Genomic DNA, 16,832 nt, shown 5'->3' with positions numbered 1-16,832 from the left:
CTCCCGCTCCGGGCGCGGGCCGTCACCCGGGCACGCCGCCGCCCGGCCCGTCCGGGACCACCGGAACCGGCCGGGATCCCCGGAACCGGCGGGAATGCGCCGGGATCGGTGCCCGTACGGCGTCGGGGTCGCCGCACGGGGCAGGGGGCCGGTGCCATGGGGGCGCACGGACGAAGGAGGGGCGATGGCGGCACGACCGCAGCTGACCGGACGGGCCGCGATCCTCGCGATCGTGGTGTGCGCGATCGCCATGAGCCTCGCCTACCCCATCAGGGAGTACGTCGCCCAGCGGCGCCAGATCGCCCAGCTGGAGCAGGAGAGGGCCAGGGAGCTCGCCGCGATCAAGGCCCTGGACGACCGTCACAGGCAGCTGCTGGACCCCGGCTTCATCAAGCGTCAGGGCAGGGAGCGGCTCTTCTACTGCGCTCCCGGGCAGAAGTGCTACGTCGTCATGGGCGAGTCGCCCTCGCGGGACTCCGGCGCCGCCGGTGAGCGCAGGACCGCCACCAGGCCGCCGTGGTACGCGACCCTGTGGGACTCGGTCAAGGCCGCCGACAGCGGCGAGGGGCAGAAGGCGGCGAAGGCGGCCGGGTGACGCCGATACCCTGGTTGTCGTCTTTCAGGGGGTGTCACGAATGGTCGATGACCGCGACGTGGCGGCGGTGGAGCGACAGCTCGGCCGGACGCCGCGAGGACTGCGCGGGGTGGCGCACCGCTGCCCGTGCGGGCTGCCCGACGTCGTCGAGACCGCACCGAGGCTGCCCGACGGGTCGCCGTTCCCGACGCTGTTCTACCTCACCTGCCCCCGGGCGGCCTCGGCCATCGGCACGCTGGAGACGTCGGGGATGATGCGCGACATGCAGGCCAGGCTGGCCGAGGACCCCGAGCTGGCCGAGGCCTACCGCGCGGCCCACGAGGACTACGTGGCCCGCCGCGACCGCGCCGCCGCCGAGGACGGGCTGGAGCCGCTGCCCCGCGACATGCAGAGCACCGGGGGCATGCCCACCCGGGTGAAGTGCCTGCACGCCCTGGCCGGGCACGAGCTCGCGGTGCCCGGCGGCAACCCGTTCGGCCGCGAGACGCTCGACGCGCTGGGCGAGTGGTGGGCGGCCGGGCCCTGCGTCGGGGACGTGGACCCGCGATGACCCCGAGCGTGCCTTCACCGGCGTGCCGGGCCCTCCCATGACCTTCCACGCGATCCGGGCCGTAGGCCCGGCCGTACCCCGAGCCCCGAAGGAGGCCGCGTGATGCGCGTCGCCGCGATCGACTGTGGCACCAACTCCGTCCGCCTGCTCGTCGCCGACGTCGGCGAGGGCGGCCTGTCCGACGTCGAACGGCGGATGGAGATCGTCCGGCTGGGCCAGGACGTCGACAGGACCGGCAGGCTGGCACCCGAGGCCCTGGAACGCACGTTCACCGCGATGCGCGGCTACGCAGGCCTCATCGAGGCTCACGGGGCCGCCGCGGTCCGGGTGGTCGCCACCAGCGCCACCCGGGACGCCGCCAACCGCCAGGAGTTCGTGGACGGCGTGCGCGAGATCTTCGGGGTGGAGCCCGAAGTGATCACCGGGGCCGAGGAGGCGGAGCTGTCGTTCACCGGGGCCACCCGCGACCTGGTGCGCTTCTCGCCCGAGACCGGGATGCCGTCCCCGGACGGCACCCGCCCCCCGTACCTGGTGGTCGACATCGGCGGGGGCTCGACCGAGTTCGTGCTCGGCTCGACGCACGTGGAGGCGGCGCTGTCGGTGGACATCGGGTGCGTCAGGCTGACCGAGCGGCACCTGCGCGACGGTGGTGACCCGCCGTCGGCCGAGGCGGTCGCGGCGGCGACGGCCGACATCGACGACGCGCTGGACCGGGTCGCGGCCGAGGTGCCCGTGGAGCGGGCGATGACCCTGGTCGGGCTCGCCGGCTCGGTCACCACCGTCGCCGGCATGGCGCTCGAACTGCCGGAATACGATCCGGAGAAAATTCACCATTCGCGAATCGCGGCAGGTCAGGTGCATGACATCGCCGAGCGCTTGCTTGGAATGACCGTCGAGCGCCGGGCCGCGATTCCCGTCATGCACCCGGGTCGGGTCGATGTCATCGGCGCGGGGGCGCTCATCCTGGACCGGCTGGTGCGCCGGTACGGTTTCGCCGAGGTGGTCACCAGTGAACGCGACATCCTCGATGGCATCGCCTGGTCCATCGCTAAACATAACAAGCCCGACAATTCTCGCGTTTAACCGCGAGGGAACGGCTTTTCCGTTTATGGTGTGGTAAAGGAGCCTCAGCGAGGCTTTGCCGTGAGACCCGGCGCGACTGCCGTCGGGGCGGCAACCGTCTCCTGGGGTGATCTTGTGCCTCCCAACGAACGGAGCATCCCCTCATGAAGTCCGGACTAGCACGAAAGCTAGCCGCAACAGGAGCCGGCGTGGCCATGCTGGCGACGATGGCGACCGGTCTGCTGGCCACGCCCGCAGCGGCGGCCAGCACGGGCCAGGCGACGGCGGCCTCCGCCGTCGCCAAGCCCAAGCCCAAGCCCGCCGTCTGGGCCGGTACGCCCAAGGCCTCGCCCGCCAAGTACAGCGGCGAGTGCCCGGTCACGGTGACCTTCTCCTCGAGGATCAAGGTGAAGGCCGTCAAGAGCAAGACCACCGTGGCCTACCGCTGGCTGCACGGTGACGGTTCCAAGAGCAAGGTGAAGTCCTTCACCTTCCGCGGCAAGGGTGTCAAGAACTTCACCGTCAAGGAGAAGGCCACCTTCAAGGGCGACGTCAAGGGCTGGCAGGCCATCCAGCTCCTGGCTCCCCGCGCCGCCACCTCCGCCAAGGGCCGCTTCGCGGTCTCCTGCGGTGCCGGTGAGGACGACCACGAGGTCATCCAGCCGCCCAAGCCCCGCGTCGACGCGCGGATCTGGGTGGACGAGGGTGACTGCAAGGCCACCCTGATCGGCCGCATCAGCGCCTCCGGTGTCCGCTGGGTGCGCTACCAGTGGGTCGTCAACGGCCACGTGGTCGACCGCGACGCCGTGCGCGTCGACGGTTCGCGCAGGGTCTACCACGTGATCAAGCCCCGTGACGACTTCAGGGGCTGGGCCTCGCTGGAGATCCTCGGCCCGGTGGACGCCTCCTCCGGCCGCGAGTACTTCAAGATCCGCTGCGAGGACGAGGCGCCGAAGGTCTGGGCCGGCGTCAGCGCACCGTCCGACTACACCGGCACCTGCCCGGCGACCCGTACCTTCACCGGCACGATCAGCGTCTCGCGCGGTCACGTCGCGGTGAAGTACCGCTGGATCCGCGACGGTGTCGCGGGCGACTGGCAGCGCGCCTACTTCGGTGGCAAGGGCCCGCAGCGCGAGAGCGTGAGCGACACCTGGAGCGCCTCGGCCTCCGGCCAGTCCAAGCGCGCGATCGAGATCTACGGTGGCCCGACCACCGACACCGTGACGGCCAAGGTCGTCTGCACCCCGCCCCCCACCCCTACCCTCACCCCGACCCCGAGCGCCTGACGGCACGGTAGGTCACGGTGACGTGCCCGGCACCCCGGTGTCGGGCCGCACCACGAGCACGACGGGCGGCGTCCGCACCTCGCGGGCGCCGCCTTCTCGTGTGCCGGTACGGTCCGGGACGGACCCGGGATCGGGCACCATCGGAGGATGACCCACGTTCCTCCCGGCTCGGGCTGGCCCGAAGACCCCGCCCGGCCCGACACCCCCGTCGCCCGGAACCCCGGCGAGGTGCGCGAGCTCGCACTGAAGATCAGCGACCTCGGCGCCCTGGTGGCCGCTCAGTCCGTCTGCCGGGCCTGCCCGCGCCTGGTCGAGTGGCGCGAGGAGGTGGCGACGGTCAAGCGGCGGGCGTTCGCCCGGGAGACCTACTGGGGACGGCCCATCGCCGGGTGGGGGGACGAGCGGCCGCAGGTGCTCATCGTGGGACTCGCCCCGGCGGCGCACGGCGGCAACCGGACCGGGAGGATCTTCACCGGGGACCGCAGCGGCGACTGGTTGTTCGCCTCGCTGTACCGGACGGGCCTGGCCGCGCAGGAGACGAGCGTGCGCGCCGGTGACGGGCAGCGGCTGATCGGCGCGCGGATGGTGGCGGCGGTCCGGTGCGCCCCGCCCGCCAACAAGCCCGAGCCCTCCGAGCGGGCGGCCTGCTCTCCCTGGCTGGCCCGCGAGATCGCCCTGGCCTCGGCCGACCTGCGGGTGGTGGTCGCCCTCGGCGGGTTCGCCTGGCAGGCGGTCTGGCCCGCGCTCAGGGACGCCGGGTACACCCTGCCCCGCCCGAGGCCGCCCTTCGGCCACGGGGCCGAAGTGGAGATCGTCTCACCCGAGGGGGCCTCGGTACGGCTCCTGGGCTGCTACCACCCCAGCCAGCAGAACACCTTCACCGGCCGGGTGACCGAGCGGATGCTCGACGACGTCTTCACCAGGGCGAACGCGCTGCGCGGCTTGTGAAGTCGATCACAAAGAGAAGATCGTTGGAATTTCTTACCCGAAAGAAGGGCTTTCCATGACGTAGGAGAAAAAACCGGTGCTGTTGCCAGGGTCGCACCTGGCGCGGGGGAGATCGCACGGGTATGCTTGTGAAAGGTTTCACAAGCCTCGAAACTAAGGATGGCGTCACAGTGGACCGCAACTCCAAGCACATCGTCGTGGTCGGCGGAGGCTACGTCGGTCTCTACACCGTGCTGCGCCTGCAGCAGACCCTTCGCAGGGCACTGCGCGACGGAAGCGTGCGCATCACCGTCCTCACCCCCGAATCCCACATGACCTACCAGCCCTTCCTTCCCGAGGCGGCCGCCGGAAACCTCTCGCCCCGGCACGTCGTGGTCCCCCTGCGCCGGGTGCTCTCGAAGGCGACGATCCTCAACGGCAAGGTCACCAAGGTCAACCACGCGGCCAAGACCGTGACCTTCGCCCCCAACGTCGGCACCCCCCACGAGATCGGGTACGACATCGTGGTCATGGCCGCCGGCTCGGTCTCCCGCACGCTCCCCATCCCCGGCCTGGCCGACTCCGCGATCGGCTTCAAGACGGTCGGCGAGGCCATCGCGCTCCGCAACCGGGTCCTGGAGCTCCTGGACCGGGCGGAGAGCGACGACGACGAGGGCCTGCGCAGGCGGGCGCTGACGTTCGTCGTGGTCGGCGGCGGCTACGCCGGCATCGAGGCGCTCGCCGAGCTGGAGGACATGGCGGTCGACGCCGCCCGCTACTACCGCAACATCTCCCGTGCGGACATGCGCTGGGTCCTCGTCGAGGCCACCGACCGCATCCTGCCCGAGGTCGGTCCGGAGATGGGCAAGTGGACCGCCGAGCAGCTGCGCGAGCGCGGCATCGAGATCAAGATGAACACCCGCCTGAACTCCTGCGAGGGCGGTCTGGTCAAGCTCTCCGACGGCGACGAGTTCGAGGCCGCCACCATCGTGTGGACCGCCGGGGTCAAGCCCAGCCCGGTCGTCAACGCCGGTGACCTGCCGCTGGACGAGCGCGGCCGGATCAAGGCCACCACCCGCCTGACCGTGGTCGGCGTCGAGGACGCCTACACGGCCGGTGACGTGGCGGGCGTGCCCGACGTGACCAACCCCGGCCAGTACTGCGCGCCCAACGCGCAGCACGCCGTGCGGCAGGCCAAGGTCCTGGCCGACAACATCACCCGTAGTCTGCGCGGCCAGGAGCTGGTCGACTACCGTCACCGCTACGTCGGTTCCGTCGCCGGGCTGGGCCTGCACAAGGGCGTCGCCAACGTCTACGGGATCAAGGTCCGCGGGCTGCTCGCGTGGTTCCTGCACCGGACCTACCACCTGTCGCGGGTGCCGACCTTCAACCGCAAGGTCCGCGTGACCGCCGACTGGACGCTGGCGCTGTTCTTCAAGCGCGAGACCGTCTCCCTGGGGGAGATCGAGGAGCCGCGTACGGAGTTCCGCAGGGCGGCGGCGAGCTGAGCCCCGAGAATCCGCGGGCGGGCTCCGTGAATGCGGAGCCGAACCCTGCGAATCCGGAGGCGGGCGATACGGCCCCCTCCGGATTCGTCGTTTCAGACGTCCCATGCGTCACCGGATCCCCTTTATTAGGACGATTAGGAGCTTTCCGCCCATCGAACAGGCGGGCGTTGGCTCCAGCAGTTACGCATGAGTGGTCCGTTACGTATGATTACGGCGCCCCCGTAGCCCAATGGCAGAGGCAAACCCCTTAAAAGGGTTCGAGTGAGGGTTCGAGTCCCTCCGGGGGCACCCGTGAAGACCCGCCGATCGAGGCCTCCGACCGGTGAGAACGCGGACGGTGTCCTTTTCCGGTGACCGACCCCGCCCCTGATCGGCCCGTCGAACGGCTCTCGGTGACCGGAGACGGTCGTCGTCCCACCGGCCGGGCCGTCCCGGGACCGCGGAGCCCGGGGAGTCTATGGAGCCCGGAGGTCACGGATGCCGCTGAACCTCCGGAGCCCGGGGAGCCCGCGGGACGCCCGGGGCCCGTGGGGCGTGCCACCCCCGGCCGCCGGGTCCGCCCGCGAGGGGGCGCCGCCTCCTTGGCCGGCCGGGCCGGGCCGGGCCGTGCCGCGACCGTCCCGGGGTCTCCCCCGGAGCGCGGCCGGATCAGGGCCGAGATCACGGCCGGATCCAGGCCGAGGTCACGGCCGGGGCCGGGGTGGGAGGCCGCAGGCATAAAACGGGGGTCATGAGGGTTGGGACGGGTGTGACCCACATGCGCGGCCGAGGGCGCCGTACCCTGAAAGAGGCGAAGACCTCGCAGACCTCGCGGTGCCTTTCCGGCCGACGGCCGGTGAAATCAATGTGGGGGTCGGGAACCGGGCGCGGCACTCGTTCGTTGGCACTGTCGGCGGTAGCCGTGCGGCCATCCGAACAGCATGGATATCAACACGATACGGCCGTGTGACAACCGATCTAATACGCTGATCGCGTAGGTTGCAGCGTGGAGGCAGCGATGGAGAGCAGGAACCCCGTATTCGGTCGGCAGACTAAGGGGAATCAGCAGGGCTGGGGCATGCCGACCCCCACCCCTGACCAGCTTCAGGGAATGTACGACACGCCCTCGTACGCACCGCCCGCACAGCGGACGATGACGATCGACGACGTGGTCGTACGCGGTTTCATCACGCTGGGCACGCTTGTCGTGTCGGCGGCGGCCGCCTGGGCGCTCAACCTCGGCATGGGCGCGGCGATCGCCGGCGTCCTCGTCGGCCTGGTGCTCGCCCTGGTGATCTCGTTCAAGCAGAGCACCAACCCGGCGCTGATCCTCGGCTACTCCGTGGCCTACGGTGTCGCCATCGGTGTGATCAGCCACGTCTACAACGATCTTTACAGTGGCATCGTCTTCCAGGCGGTGGTGGGCACGGCCCTGGCCTTCGGCGCCATGCTGACGGTCTACTCGCTGCGCATCATCCGGGTCACGCCGAAGTTCACCAAGTTCGTCGTGGCGGCGGGCCTGGGCCTGATGGGCCTCATGCTCGTCAACCTGGTGGCCGGGTTCTTCATCGAGGACGGCATCGGCATCCGCGCCGGTGGCCCGCTGGCGTACGTGTTCAGCATCGCCACGATCCTCATCGGCTGCTTCTTCCTGCTCCTCGACTTCGACGAGGTCGAGCGCGGGGTGCGGAACGGCGCTCCCGAGAAGTACTCGTGGCTGATGGCCTTCGGCCTGACCGTCACGCTGGTCTGGATCTACCTGGAGATCCTGCGCCTGCTGAGCTACTTCAGCAGCAGCGACTGACCGATCTCCCAGAAGGACCCCGCCGGAACGCCTCCGGCGGGGTCCTTCGTTTTTCCCGCCCCGACGAGTGAACAGGCGGCGGCCGGGGGATGGACGAAGCACGACGGAAGAAGCGTCCCGGGGCTTGCCAACTGGGCTTTCGTGATGCACTGTCGAGCAAAGGAGCCTATCCGTGGAGGTGCCCATGTCGTTGAACCACTCAATGGAGACGCAGAGCAAGCTGATCGCAAGGGTTCCGGACATCACGGGACGCGCACTCCCGGAGTGGTTCCAAGCAATCGACAACGGCCCGTCGTTCCTCCGCTGCGACGAGCGTGCCACCTGGCTCGCCGACGAGCACGGGCTGTCCCACGGCTACGCCGCCGCCATCGTGCACGAGCACGAGCGGCACCGCCGTACCCGTTACCTGTAGAGGCCGCCGATCTCAGCCGAGCCCGCGCCACCTCGGTGGTGCGGGCTTCGACGTACCCGCCATGATGGGCGCATGGATCATGACAGGGCACGCGCCTTCATCCGAGCCAACCACCGCGCGGTCATGCTGACCACGCATGCCGACGGCCGTCCCCAGCTCTCCCCGGTCACGGTGGGGATCGACGCCCAGGGGAACCCGGTCGTCAGCACCCGGGAGACCGCCGCCAAGGTCCGCAACCTGCGCAGGGACCCCCGGGTCTCGCTCTGCGTGACGACGGACGCCTTCTTCGGCGAGTGGATCCAGATCGACGGCACGGCGGAGATCGTCCCGCTCCCCGAGGCCATGGAGCTCCTCGTCGCGTACTACCGCGACATCTCCGGCGAGCACCCCGACTGGGACGACTACCGGGCGGCCATGGAACGGGACCGGCGGGTGATCGTGAGGATCGAGCTCACCCGCGCGGGCCCCGACGTCCACGGCTGACGGCCCGCGACGGTTCGCCGTCGACCGGCCGGGCACCCCGGCCGGAACCGCCCGGGGCACGTCGTCCCCGGGCGGGTGTCCCCGCACGGTGTCCCCGGAGGGGCGTCCGGTCAGCTGAGGCGTTCCAGGACCATCGCCATGCCCTGCCCGCCGCCGACGCACATGGTCTCCAGGCCGATCGACCTGTCGTGGAAGGCCAGGCTGTTGAGCAGCGTGGAGGTGATGCGGGCACCGGTCATCCCGAAGGGGTGCCCCACCGCGATGGCGCCGCCGTTGACGTTGAGCCGGTCGAGGTCGATGCCGAGGTCCCGGTAGGACGGGATGACCTGGGCGGCGAACGCCTCGTTGATCTCGACGAGGTCCACGTCGCCGATGGACATGCCCGCCCGCGCCAGGGCCTGCTTCGAGGCCTCGACCGGGCCCAGGCCCATGATCTCGGGGGAGAGCCCGGTCACGCCGGTGGAGACGATCCTGGCCAGCGGGGTGATGCCCAGCTCGGCGGCCTTGGTGTCGCTCATCACGATCACCGCGGCGGCGCCGTCGTTCAGCGCGCAGCAGTTGCCCGCGGTGACCGTGCCGTCGGGCCGGAAGACCGGCTTGAGCCCGGCGACCGCCTCGTAGGTGGTCCCGGCGCGGGGGCCGTCGTCCTTGCTCACCACGGTCCCGTCGGGCAGGGTCACCGGGGTGATGTCCTTCTCCCAGAAGCCGTTGGCGATGGCCTTCTCCGCCAGGTTCTGGGACCGGACGCCGAACTCGTCCTGCTCCTGGCGGGAGACGCCCTTGAGCGCGGCGAGGTTCTCCGCGGTCTGGCCCATCGCCACGTAGATGTCGGGCAGCCGGCCGTCCTCGCGCGGGTCGTGCCAGACGTCGCCACCGCCCTCGGCGGCCCGGGCCGAGCGGGCGCGGGCGTCGTCGAAGAGCGCGTTCTGGGTGTCGGGCAGCGAGTCGGAGTTGCCCTTGCCGAAGCGGGAGACGCACTCCACGCCCGCGGAGACGAAGACGTCGCCCTCGCCCGCCTTGATGGCGTGCAGGGCCATCCGGGTGGTCTGCAGCGAGGACGAGCAGTAGCGGGTCACGGTGGTGCCCGGGACGGTGTCCAGGCCGAGCAGGGTGGCGACCACGCGGCCCATGTTGAAGCCCTGCTCACCGCCGGGCAGGCCGCAGCCCAGCATGAGGTCGTCGATCGTGGTCGGGTCGAGCTGGGGGACCTTGGCAAGTGCCGCCTGGATGATCTGTACGGTCAGGTCGTCGGGGCGGATGTCCTTGAGGGACCCCTTGAAGGCGCGTCCGATGGGCGAGCGCGCGGTCGCGACGATGACTGCCTCGGGCATGTGGCTCTCCTGGGTTCGTATCTGCTCCTGCAGCGGAGCGTACCGCGCGGTATGCCGGAATCCACGCCCCGGGGGCACCCGGAACAGAACGTTGTACCGGACGCACAGGGCCCCGTCCGGAGACGGGGCCCGTCGTGAGGGATCGCCGGACCCGGTCGTGCGGCGTGCCGCGCGGGCCGGCCGGGTGAGCCGATCGGGTGGGCCGGTCGCGCCGGCCGGGGGCGGGCCCGTCGTGCGAGCCGGGCGTCCGTCAGCCGTACATGCCGGGAGCGGTGCCGTCGCCGTCCTTGATGCCGTGCAGGCCGCCCTTCTCGTCGCGCCACATCCGCCAGCCGTTCTGACTGCCGGTGAACCAGGCGGGCGGGGCGCCCGATCCGGCGACCCGGGTGCCGTCGGCGAGCCTGAACTCGCACAGCGAGGCCACCGAGTAGAAACCGGCGGGCTGGCCCTTGAGCGGGAGCGGCTTGGGATCGGTCACGCAGAAGGACCAGGCGTGCGCGTCCTTGACGTCGGCGGGGCGGCCGGTGGGCAGGTCGAAGGCGGTGCCCGGCTTGCCGTGCCGCAGGAAGCCGACCTTCTCCATGCGGGGCGGGAACGCCAGCCACCAGCCCGCCTCGGGGACCTGCGTGGCGGAGATCTGCCCGAGCACCCGGCCGTCGTCGGCGGCCAGCCGGGCGAACCCGCCGTAGCGGCCCTCCTGGTCCACCGGGCGGACCACCGGCGCCAGGCCGGGGCTGCCGCTGGGGTAGACGCGGACCACCGAGGGGCGCATCCAGTTGACCCTGCCGTCGGAGAGCCTGACGGAGAACAGGCCGAAGGCCGAGGCCTTGTTCGTCTTGGGATTGGTGTAGGGGGCGACGTACCCGACCAGGTCGTTAGCGGTCGCGCCGAAGGACCAGCCGCCCGACAGGTCGATCCCGGTGCCGAGGGCCTGCTCGACCGGGACCCGCCACAGGACCTTCCCGGTCACCACCTCGTGCGCCTGCAGGACGGGGCGGCGGGCCAGGCGCAGGAAGACCACGCGCGAGGCGTCGGACCACTGGGCCTCGGCGATGCCGGGCAGCCGCCAGGCGACCTTCCCGGTGAGCGGGTCCAGCACGACGACGCGGGCACCGGCCAGGGCGGTGTTCTCGGACACGCACACGTACGCCCCGCACCGCTGCGGGCCGAAGGTGGAGTGCACCGGCCGGCTCCACCTGCGGGCCCCGGTCCGCCCGTCGAGCCCGACCAGCGTGGCCTTCCAGCGGCCGCGCCTGGCCGGATCGATCGCCACCGCGACGGTCCGCCCGGAGGCGGTCTCGACGATCGCCGGGGGGGAGACCCCCATCCCGGGCAGGCGGCCCGCCATGGTCGAGGGGTGCGCCCACAGCCTCCTGCCGGTGACCAGGTCCAGGGCCACCGTCTCCAGGGTGCCGTCGGGCCTCATGGAGGTCGTGGCGGCCACGCCTCCGGCGACGGTGGTGCGGCTGACCGCGTTCATCTCGGTGTTGTGCCAGGTGGGATGGTCCGGGGTGGCCGCTTCGCTGCCGGAGCAGCCGCCCAGGGTCAGAACTCCGGCGAGCACCAGGGCCGGTTTCGCGAGGGGCCGGATCACGGGTATTCCACTCCAATGCGGACGAGGCGTCACGGCCTCGCCGCGGAGGGTGACCGGGTTCAGGCGCGGCGGGGCCGCGCTCCGGTTCTGCGGCCGAGCATGGTGGCCCACCGTCCGTGAGGTCCGGTGGCCCGGCCGCCGACACGGGTCGCGGTGACCTCGGCGCCGGGCTCCTCCGCGGCCTTGGCCGCCGCGAGGTAGATCGACTCGGCGCGCCGGGCCCGGGGTTCGGGCCACAGTTCCAACGCGCCGCACACAGAAGGTAGCACCGCGTAAGCGATCTGTAGATAACCTTGTGCAGATGGGTGGTAACGATCAAGGCCGAACATCTCCGCCGGGTTCGTGTCGAACTCCTGTCCCAGCAGGTCGGCGAAGGCCACCGTCCGCCCGCCCGCCTCGACCACCGCGACGGTCTGCGCGGCGGCCAGCTGGCGGCTCCAGCGACGGGTCACCCAGCGCAGCGGCTGGGCGATCGGCCGTACCGTGCCCAGGTCCGGGCAGGTGCCCACGACCACCTCGGCGCCGGCCTCCCGCAGCCGCAGCACGGCCTTGCGCAGGTGCCGTACGGCCTGGGCGGGCAGGGTCTGCGAGGTGACGTCGTTGGCGCCGACGAAGACGACCGCGATCTCGGGGCGGGCCTTCAGCGCCCGGTCCACCTGGTCGCCCAGCTCGGCCGAGGTCGCCCCGGACCTGCCGGCGACGGTCAGCCGTACCGGCCGCTCGGCGATCAGGGCGAGACCGTTGGCGATCAGGGCGCCGGGCGTCTCGGCGGGGTCGGAGGTGCCCAGCCCGACCGAGAGGGAGTCGCCGAGCATCACCAGCCGGATCGGCTCGCCGCCGAAGGGCCCGTACACGCCGTCCGAGGGCGGTCCCTCCATGCCGTGCGGGCGCCCGACCGTGCGGCGGGCCACCAGCGCCTCGGCCAGCAGCAGCCCGTAGGCCGCCGCGCCGAGCGCGGTGACGCCCCCTCCTCCCACCGCGGCCGCGGCGGCGATGCGTCGGGCGGCGCGCGCCGTCCCGGGCGTCCGGATCACGAGGCGTTGCTCCCTCCGTGCGGGGCGGTAGCGTTGCCTTGGAACCCACGCCGAGGCCCGCCACCCCCATGGGATCACGGCGCACGACAAACAAGCTGACCCAGCTTTGGTATTTCGAGGTGATTATCCCGGTGCGCGTACATGATTCGCTCGTCGAGCTGATGGGCAACACCCCCCTGGTCCGGCTGCACAAGGTGACCGAGGGGATCTCCGCCCAGGTGCTGGCGAAGGTGGAGTACTTCAACCCCGGCGGCTCGGTCAAGGACCGCATCGCGGTGCGGATGATCGACGCCGCCGAGAAGTCGGGCGAGCTGCGCCCGGGGGGCACGATCGTGGAGCCCACCTCGGGCAACACCGGGATCGGCCTGGCCATCGTGGCCCAGCAGCGCGGGTACCGCTGCCTGTTCGTGGTGCCGGACAAGGTGGCCCAGGACAAGATCTCCGTCCTGCGCGCGTACGGCGCCGAGGTCGTGGTCTGTCCGACCGCGGTCGCGCCCGACCACCCCGACTCCTACTACTCGGTCTCCGACCGGCTGGCCAGGGAGACGCCGAACGCCTGGAAGCCCGACCAGTACTCCAACCCGCACAACACCGAGAGCCACTACCACTCCACCGGCCCGGAGATCTGGGAGCAGACCGAGGGCAGGGTCACCCACTTCGTGGCGGGCGTCGGCACCGGCGGCACGGTCAGCGGCACCGGCCGCTACCTCAAGGAGGTCTCCGGCGGCCGGGTCAAGGTCATCGGCGCCGACCCGGAGGGCTCGGTCTACTCCGGCGGCACCGGGCGGCCGTACCTGGTGGAGGGCGTCGGCGAGGACATCTGGCCGGCCAACTACGACACCACGATCTGCGACGAGATCATCGCGGTCTCCGACCGGGACTCCTTCGGCATGACCCGGCGCCTGGCCCGCGAGGAGGCGCTGCTGGTGGGCGGCTCGTGCGGCATGGCGACGGCCGCCGCGCTGCGGGTGGCCGAGCGGGCCGGGCCGGACGACGTGGTCGTCGTGCTGCTGCCCGACGGCGGCCGCGGCTACCTGTCGAAGATCTTCAACGACGAGTGGATGGCCGACTACGGCTTCCTGACCACCCCCAGCGAGGAGGGCCTGGTCAAGGACGTGCTGGTCCGCAAGGGCCCCGGCATGCCGGAGTTCGTGCACACCCACCCGCACGAGTCGGTCGACACGGCCATCTCGATCATGCGCGAGTACGGCGTGTCCCAGCTCCCGGTGATGAAGGAGGAGCCGCCGGTCATGGCGGCCGAGGTGGTCGGCTCGATCCTGGAGCGCGACCTGCTGGACGCCCTCTACCGGGGCCGGGTGCGGCCGACCGACCCGATCGCCGCGCACATGTCGCAGCCGCTGCCGACGATCGGCGCGGGCGAGCCGGTCTCCATCGCCGTCGAGGCGCTGGAGAAGGCCGACGCCGCGGTCGTCCTGGACGACGGCAAGCCGGTCGGCCTGCTGACCCGCCAGGACCTGCTGGCCTTCCTGGCCAACCACTGACCCCACCGGCCTCCGGTCCGGCCGGATCGTGGTACGGCACGGGCCGGAGGGGGATCCCCCTCCGGTCCGCGCCGTCCGAGGTCAGAGCGGGAACTCCGCCAGCACCTCCCACGCCCCGGAGGGGGTGGGACCGGCCAGCAGCCGCCCGCCGAGCGCCTCGACGCGCTCGGCCATGCCCACCAGGCCGAAGCCGCCGCCCAGGCGGCTGATCCGCGTGTCGGTCACCGAGCCGTAGTTGCGCACCCGCAGCCGCACGGTGGTCCCGCTCCAGGGGACGGTCCCGCTCCAGGGGTCCAGGCCGGCGCCGTCGGCCAGCTTCAGGTCGGCCTCGATCCAGCCGGTGCCCGGGGCGTGCCGCCGGACGTTGGTCAGCGACTCCTGAAGGACCCGGTGAAGGGTGGTCATCACCTCCGGGGGCACGGTCTCGTCGGTGATGCCCTGGCCGATGTCGAAGGCCACCTGGGGGCCGGCCGTGGAGAAGCGCTCCACCAGCGTGCGCATGTCCATCAGCGTGCTGCCCGGTGAGCGGGCGGCCTCGTCCTGGGCGCGCAGCACGCTGACCAGCCGCCGCATCGAGGTCAGCGCGTCGGCGCCGGCGTTGGCGATGGCCTCCAGCGAGGGGACCACGGCCTCGGGCTTCTGCTCGGCGACGACCTTGGCCGCCTGGGCCTGCACCACGATCCCGGTGATGTGGTGGGCCACCAGGTCGTGCAGTTCCCTGGCGAGCTCCAGGCGCTCGGCCCGCCGCACCGAGTCGACGGCCTCGCGGCGGCGCTCCAGCTGGAAGCGCAGGTAGGCGCCGGTCCCGGCGGCGAATGACCAGCCGACGAAGAGCAGGAACCCCGAGGCCACCGCCGCGTTCGCCTCGTTGATGCGCGCGCACGAGACCTCCAGCACGATCATCACGGCCAGCGAGAACAGCGCGGCCCGCCGGACCGGCTCGATGGCGCGCAGCCCGCCGACGGTGAGGATCAGCAGCGCGCCGATCTCGGCCGTCCCGGGCTTGCCGTCCGCGCCGGTGGCGCCGATGACCAGCGTGGACAGGACCGACACCGTCAGCAGGACGCGGAGGTCGCCCACCCGGTGGCGGCGGCGCCGCAGCACCGCCACGATGCCGACCACCCCGCACACGGGGCTCAGCCACCCCACCACGTCGGGCGAGGACGCCGCCAGCAGCACGTCCACCAGGAGCAGCAGCACGAGCCAGCCGATCAACGCGATCTCGCTGAGCCTCTTGACCCAGTAGACGAGCCGGCTGTTCTCTCCCACGGTCACCGAGCCTAAGCCTCATGGCCGACATGTCGTATCGGCCGTTCGGCCGAGCGCCACCGGCCCGGACGGGACCTTCAGCGGAGGCGGCGCGGGGGCCCGGTCACGGATGCTGGAGACGTCACGACGGAGAACGAACGGGGAGAAAAAAATGGACATCCTGCAGATCCTGCTGCCGATCGCCGGCCTGGTGGTCGGTGTGGTCCTGATGCTGGCCGACCCGCTGCTGCTCTCGCGGGTCGGCGGCGAGCGCGACGACGGGGCCGGGACGGCGACGACAAGGGCCGCCGGGGCAGGTGGGGAGCGTCTTTCCTGGCGGTGAGCGGGTCGCCGTAGCGAGTAGCGTTGGGCCCATGAACCATGGATTCGAGACGCTGGCCATCCACGCGGGTCAGGACCCCGACCCCCACACCGGGGCCGTGGTACCGCCGATCTACGCGGTGTCCACCTACAAGCAGGACGGCGTGGGAGGGCTGCGCGCCGGATACGAGTACAGCCGGTCGGCCAACCCCACCAGGACCGCCCTGGAGGAGGCCATGGCGGCGGTCGAGGGCGGCGCCCGGGGGCTGGCCTTCGCGTCCGGCCTGGCGGCCGAGGACACGGTGCTGCGCGCCCTGTGCAGGCCCGGCGACCACGTGGTCATCCCGAACGACGCCTACGGGGGCACCTACCGCCTGTTCGCGAGGGTCCACGAGCGCTGGGGCCTGCACTACGACCCGGTCCCGCTGGGCGACCTGAGGGCGGTCGCGGCGGCGATGACCCAGAAGACCAGGATCATCTGGGTGGAGACCCCCACCAACCCGCTGCTCGGCGTCGCCGACATCGCGGCCCTGGCCCAGCTCGCCCGCGAGAACGGGGCGCTCCTGGTGGTGGACAACACCTTCGCCTCGCCCTACCTGCAGCAGCCGCTCGCGCTCGGCGCGGACGTCGTCGTGCACTCCACCACCAAGTACGTGGGGGGTCACTCCGACGTGATCGGCGGCGCGCTCGTCGCGCGCGACGCCTCGGTGGGCGAGGAGCTCGCCTACCACCAGAACGCGATGGGCTCGGTGCCCGGGCCGTTCGACGCGTGGCTGACGCTGCGCGGCCTCAAGACGCTCGGGGTGCGGATGGACCGCCACTGCGAGAACGCCGAGCGGGTGGTGGACCTGCTGCTCGCCCATCCGCGGGTGACCTCGGTGCTCTACCCGGGCCTGCCCGACCACCCCGGCCACGAGGTGGCGGCCAAGCAGATGAAGCGCTTCGGCGGCATGGTCTCCTTCCGGGTCGCCGGTGGCGAGGCCGAGGCGGTCGAGGTGTGCGACCGCACCAGGCTGTTCATCCTGGGCGAGTCGCTCGGCGGGGTGGAGTCGCTGATCGAGCACCCCGGCCGGATGACGCACGCCTCCGTGGCGGGCTCGCCGCTGGAGGTCCCCGGCGACCTGATCCGCCTGTCCGTGGGCATCGAGTCGATCGACGACCTGCTCGCAGACCTGACGCAGGCCCTGGGCTAGCCG

Annotated in this window: 16 protein-coding genes and 1 tRNA gene; 13 read left to right on the top strand and 4 right to left on the bottom strand. The window is 71.7% G+C overall.

The window, feature by feature from the left end; all coding sequences use genetic code 11:
- The first annotated feature begins 184 nt into the window (after positions 1-184).
- The 10 genes from ACIBCT_RS13720 to ACIBCT_RS13675 all read left to right on the top strand — a co-directional run bounded on the left by ACIBCT_RS13720 (position 185) and on the right by ACIBCT_RS13675 (position 8,606).
- Positions 185-595, top strand: coding sequence for a septum formation initiator family protein (locus ACIBCT_RS13720; RefSeq protein WP_399188147.1), 411 nt, complete (start codon positions 185-187; stop codon positions 593-595).
- Positions 596-635: 40 nt separating this feature from the next.
- Entirely contained in the window at positions 636-1,145 is a 510-nt protein-coding gene (locus tag ACIBCT_RS13715) for a DUF501 domain-containing protein (protein WP_344899015.1), read from the top strand.
- A gap of 99 nt (positions 1,146-1,244) precedes the next feature.
- The gene (locus ACIBCT_RS13710) at positions 1,245-2,228 is read left to right on the top strand and encodes an exopolyphosphatase (RefSeq protein WP_399188145.1); all 984 of its coding nucleotides are present in this window, start codon (positions 1,245-1,247) and stop codon (positions 2,226-2,228) included.
- Positions 2,229-2,416: 188 nt separating this feature from the next.
- A complete protein-coding gene (locus tag ACIBCT_RS13705; RefSeq protein WP_399188143.1) occupies positions 2,417-3,493 on the top strand; it encodes a hypothetical protein in 1,077 nt (358 codons plus the stop codon).
- Positions 3,494-3,640: 147 nt separating this feature from the next.
- Positions 3,641-4,441 (top strand): uracil-DNA glycosylase, encoded by an 801-nt coding sequence (locus tag ACIBCT_RS13700; RefSeq protein WP_399188141.1) that lies wholly within the window; start codon positions 3,641-3,643, stop codon positions 4,439-4,441.
- Positions 4,442-4,611: 170 nt separating this feature from the next.
- Entirely contained in the window at positions 4,612-5,928 is a 1,317-nt protein-coding gene (locus ACIBCT_RS13695; protein WP_399188138.1) for an NAD(P)/FAD-dependent oxidoreductase, read from the top strand.
- A 215-nt stretch (positions 5,929-6,143) separates the two neighbouring features.
- A tRNA-Leu gene (locus ACIBCT_RS13690) sits at positions 6,144-6,216 on the top strand.
- A 709-nt stretch (positions 6,217-6,925) separates the two neighbouring features.
- Positions 6,926-7,711, top strand: coding sequence for a Bax inhibitor-1/YccA family protein (locus tag ACIBCT_RS13685; RefSeq protein ID WP_399188358.1), 786 nt, complete (start codon positions 6,926-6,928; stop codon positions 7,709-7,711).
- Positions 7,712-7,895: 184 nt separating this feature from the next.
- Positions 7,896-8,123, top strand: coding sequence for a DUF4287 domain-containing protein (locus tag ACIBCT_RS13680; RefSeq protein WP_344900051.1), 228 nt, complete (start codon positions 7,896-7,898; stop codon positions 8,121-8,123).
- A 72-nt stretch (positions 8,124-8,195) separates the two neighbouring features.
- The gene (locus tag ACIBCT_RS13675; RefSeq protein WP_399188136.1) at positions 8,196-8,606 is read left to right on the top strand and encodes a PPOX class F420-dependent oxidoreductase; all 411 of its coding nucleotides are present in this window, start codon (positions 8,196-8,198) and stop codon (positions 8,604-8,606) included.
- A gap of 110 nt (positions 8,607-8,716) precedes the next feature.
- On the opposite strand, the gene ACIBCT_RS13670 is transcribed toward ACIBCT_RS13675, so the two are convergent.
- The 3 genes from ACIBCT_RS13670 to ACIBCT_RS13660 form a co-directional block, all read right to left on the bottom strand.
- Positions 8,717-9,937 (bottom strand): acetyl-CoA C-acetyltransferase, encoded by a 1,221-nt coding sequence (locus tag ACIBCT_RS13670; protein ID WP_399188134.1) that lies wholly within the window; start codon positions 9,935-9,937, stop codon positions 8,717-8,719.
- Positions 9,938-10,187: 250 nt separating this feature from the next.
- Positions 10,188-11,531 carry a PQQ-binding-like beta-propeller repeat protein gene (locus ACIBCT_RS13665; protein ID WP_399188132.1) on the bottom strand — a complete coding sequence of 448 codons (1,344 nt, stop codon included), beginning with the start codon at positions 11,529-11,531 and terminating at the stop codon, positions 10,188-10,190.
- A 59-nt stretch (positions 11,532-11,590) separates the two neighbouring features.
- The gene (locus ACIBCT_RS13660; protein ID WP_399188130.1) at positions 11,591-12,565 is read right to left on the bottom strand and encodes an SGNH/GDSL hydrolase family protein; all 975 of its coding nucleotides are present in this window, start codon (positions 12,563-12,565) and stop codon (positions 11,591-11,593) included.
- A 131-nt stretch (positions 12,566-12,696) separates the two neighbouring features.
- Here ACIBCT_RS13660 and ACIBCT_RS13655 point away from each other — a divergent pair, with 131 nt between their 5' ends.
- Positions 12,697-14,067: a cystathionine beta-synthase gene (locus tag ACIBCT_RS13655; RefSeq protein WP_344898998.1), complete on the top strand. Its 1,371-nt coding sequence runs from the start codon at positions 12,697-12,699 to the stop codon at positions 14,065-14,067.
- An 81-nt stretch (positions 14,068-14,148) separates the two neighbouring features.
- Here the strand turns inward: ACIBCT_RS13655 and ACIBCT_RS13650 are convergent, their stop codons facing one another.
- Complete coding sequence (locus ACIBCT_RS13650; RefSeq protein WP_399188129.1) at positions 14,149-15,336, bottom strand: sensor histidine kinase; 1,188 nt, start codon at positions 15,334-15,336, stop codon at positions 14,149-14,151.
- Positions 15,337-15,487: 151 nt separating this feature from the next.
- Here ACIBCT_RS13650 and ACIBCT_RS13645 point away from each other — a divergent pair, with 151 nt between their 5' ends.
- Both ACIBCT_RS13645 and ACIBCT_RS13640 read left to right on the top strand, forming a co-directional pair.
- Positions 15,488-15,658, top strand: coding sequence for a hypothetical protein (locus ACIBCT_RS13645; protein ID WP_399188128.1), 171 nt, complete (start codon positions 15,488-15,490; stop codon positions 15,656-15,658).
- A 31-nt stretch (positions 15,659-15,689) separates the two neighbouring features.
- A complete protein-coding gene (locus tag ACIBCT_RS13640) occupies positions 15,690-16,829 on the top strand; it encodes a cystathionine gamma-synthase (RefSeq protein ID WP_399188127.1) in 1,140 nt (379 codons plus the stop codon).
- Positions 16,830-16,832 lie beyond the last annotated feature (3 nt).

Origin of the sequence: Streptosporangium sp. NPDC050855, assembly GCF_044456585.1 — a bacterium.
Taxonomy (GTDB): Bacteria; Actinomycetota; Actinomycetes; order Streptosporangiales; family Streptosporangiaceae; genus Streptosporangium; species Streptosporangium longisporum.
This window is presented reverse-complemented; position numbering and strand designations above follow the sequence as displayed.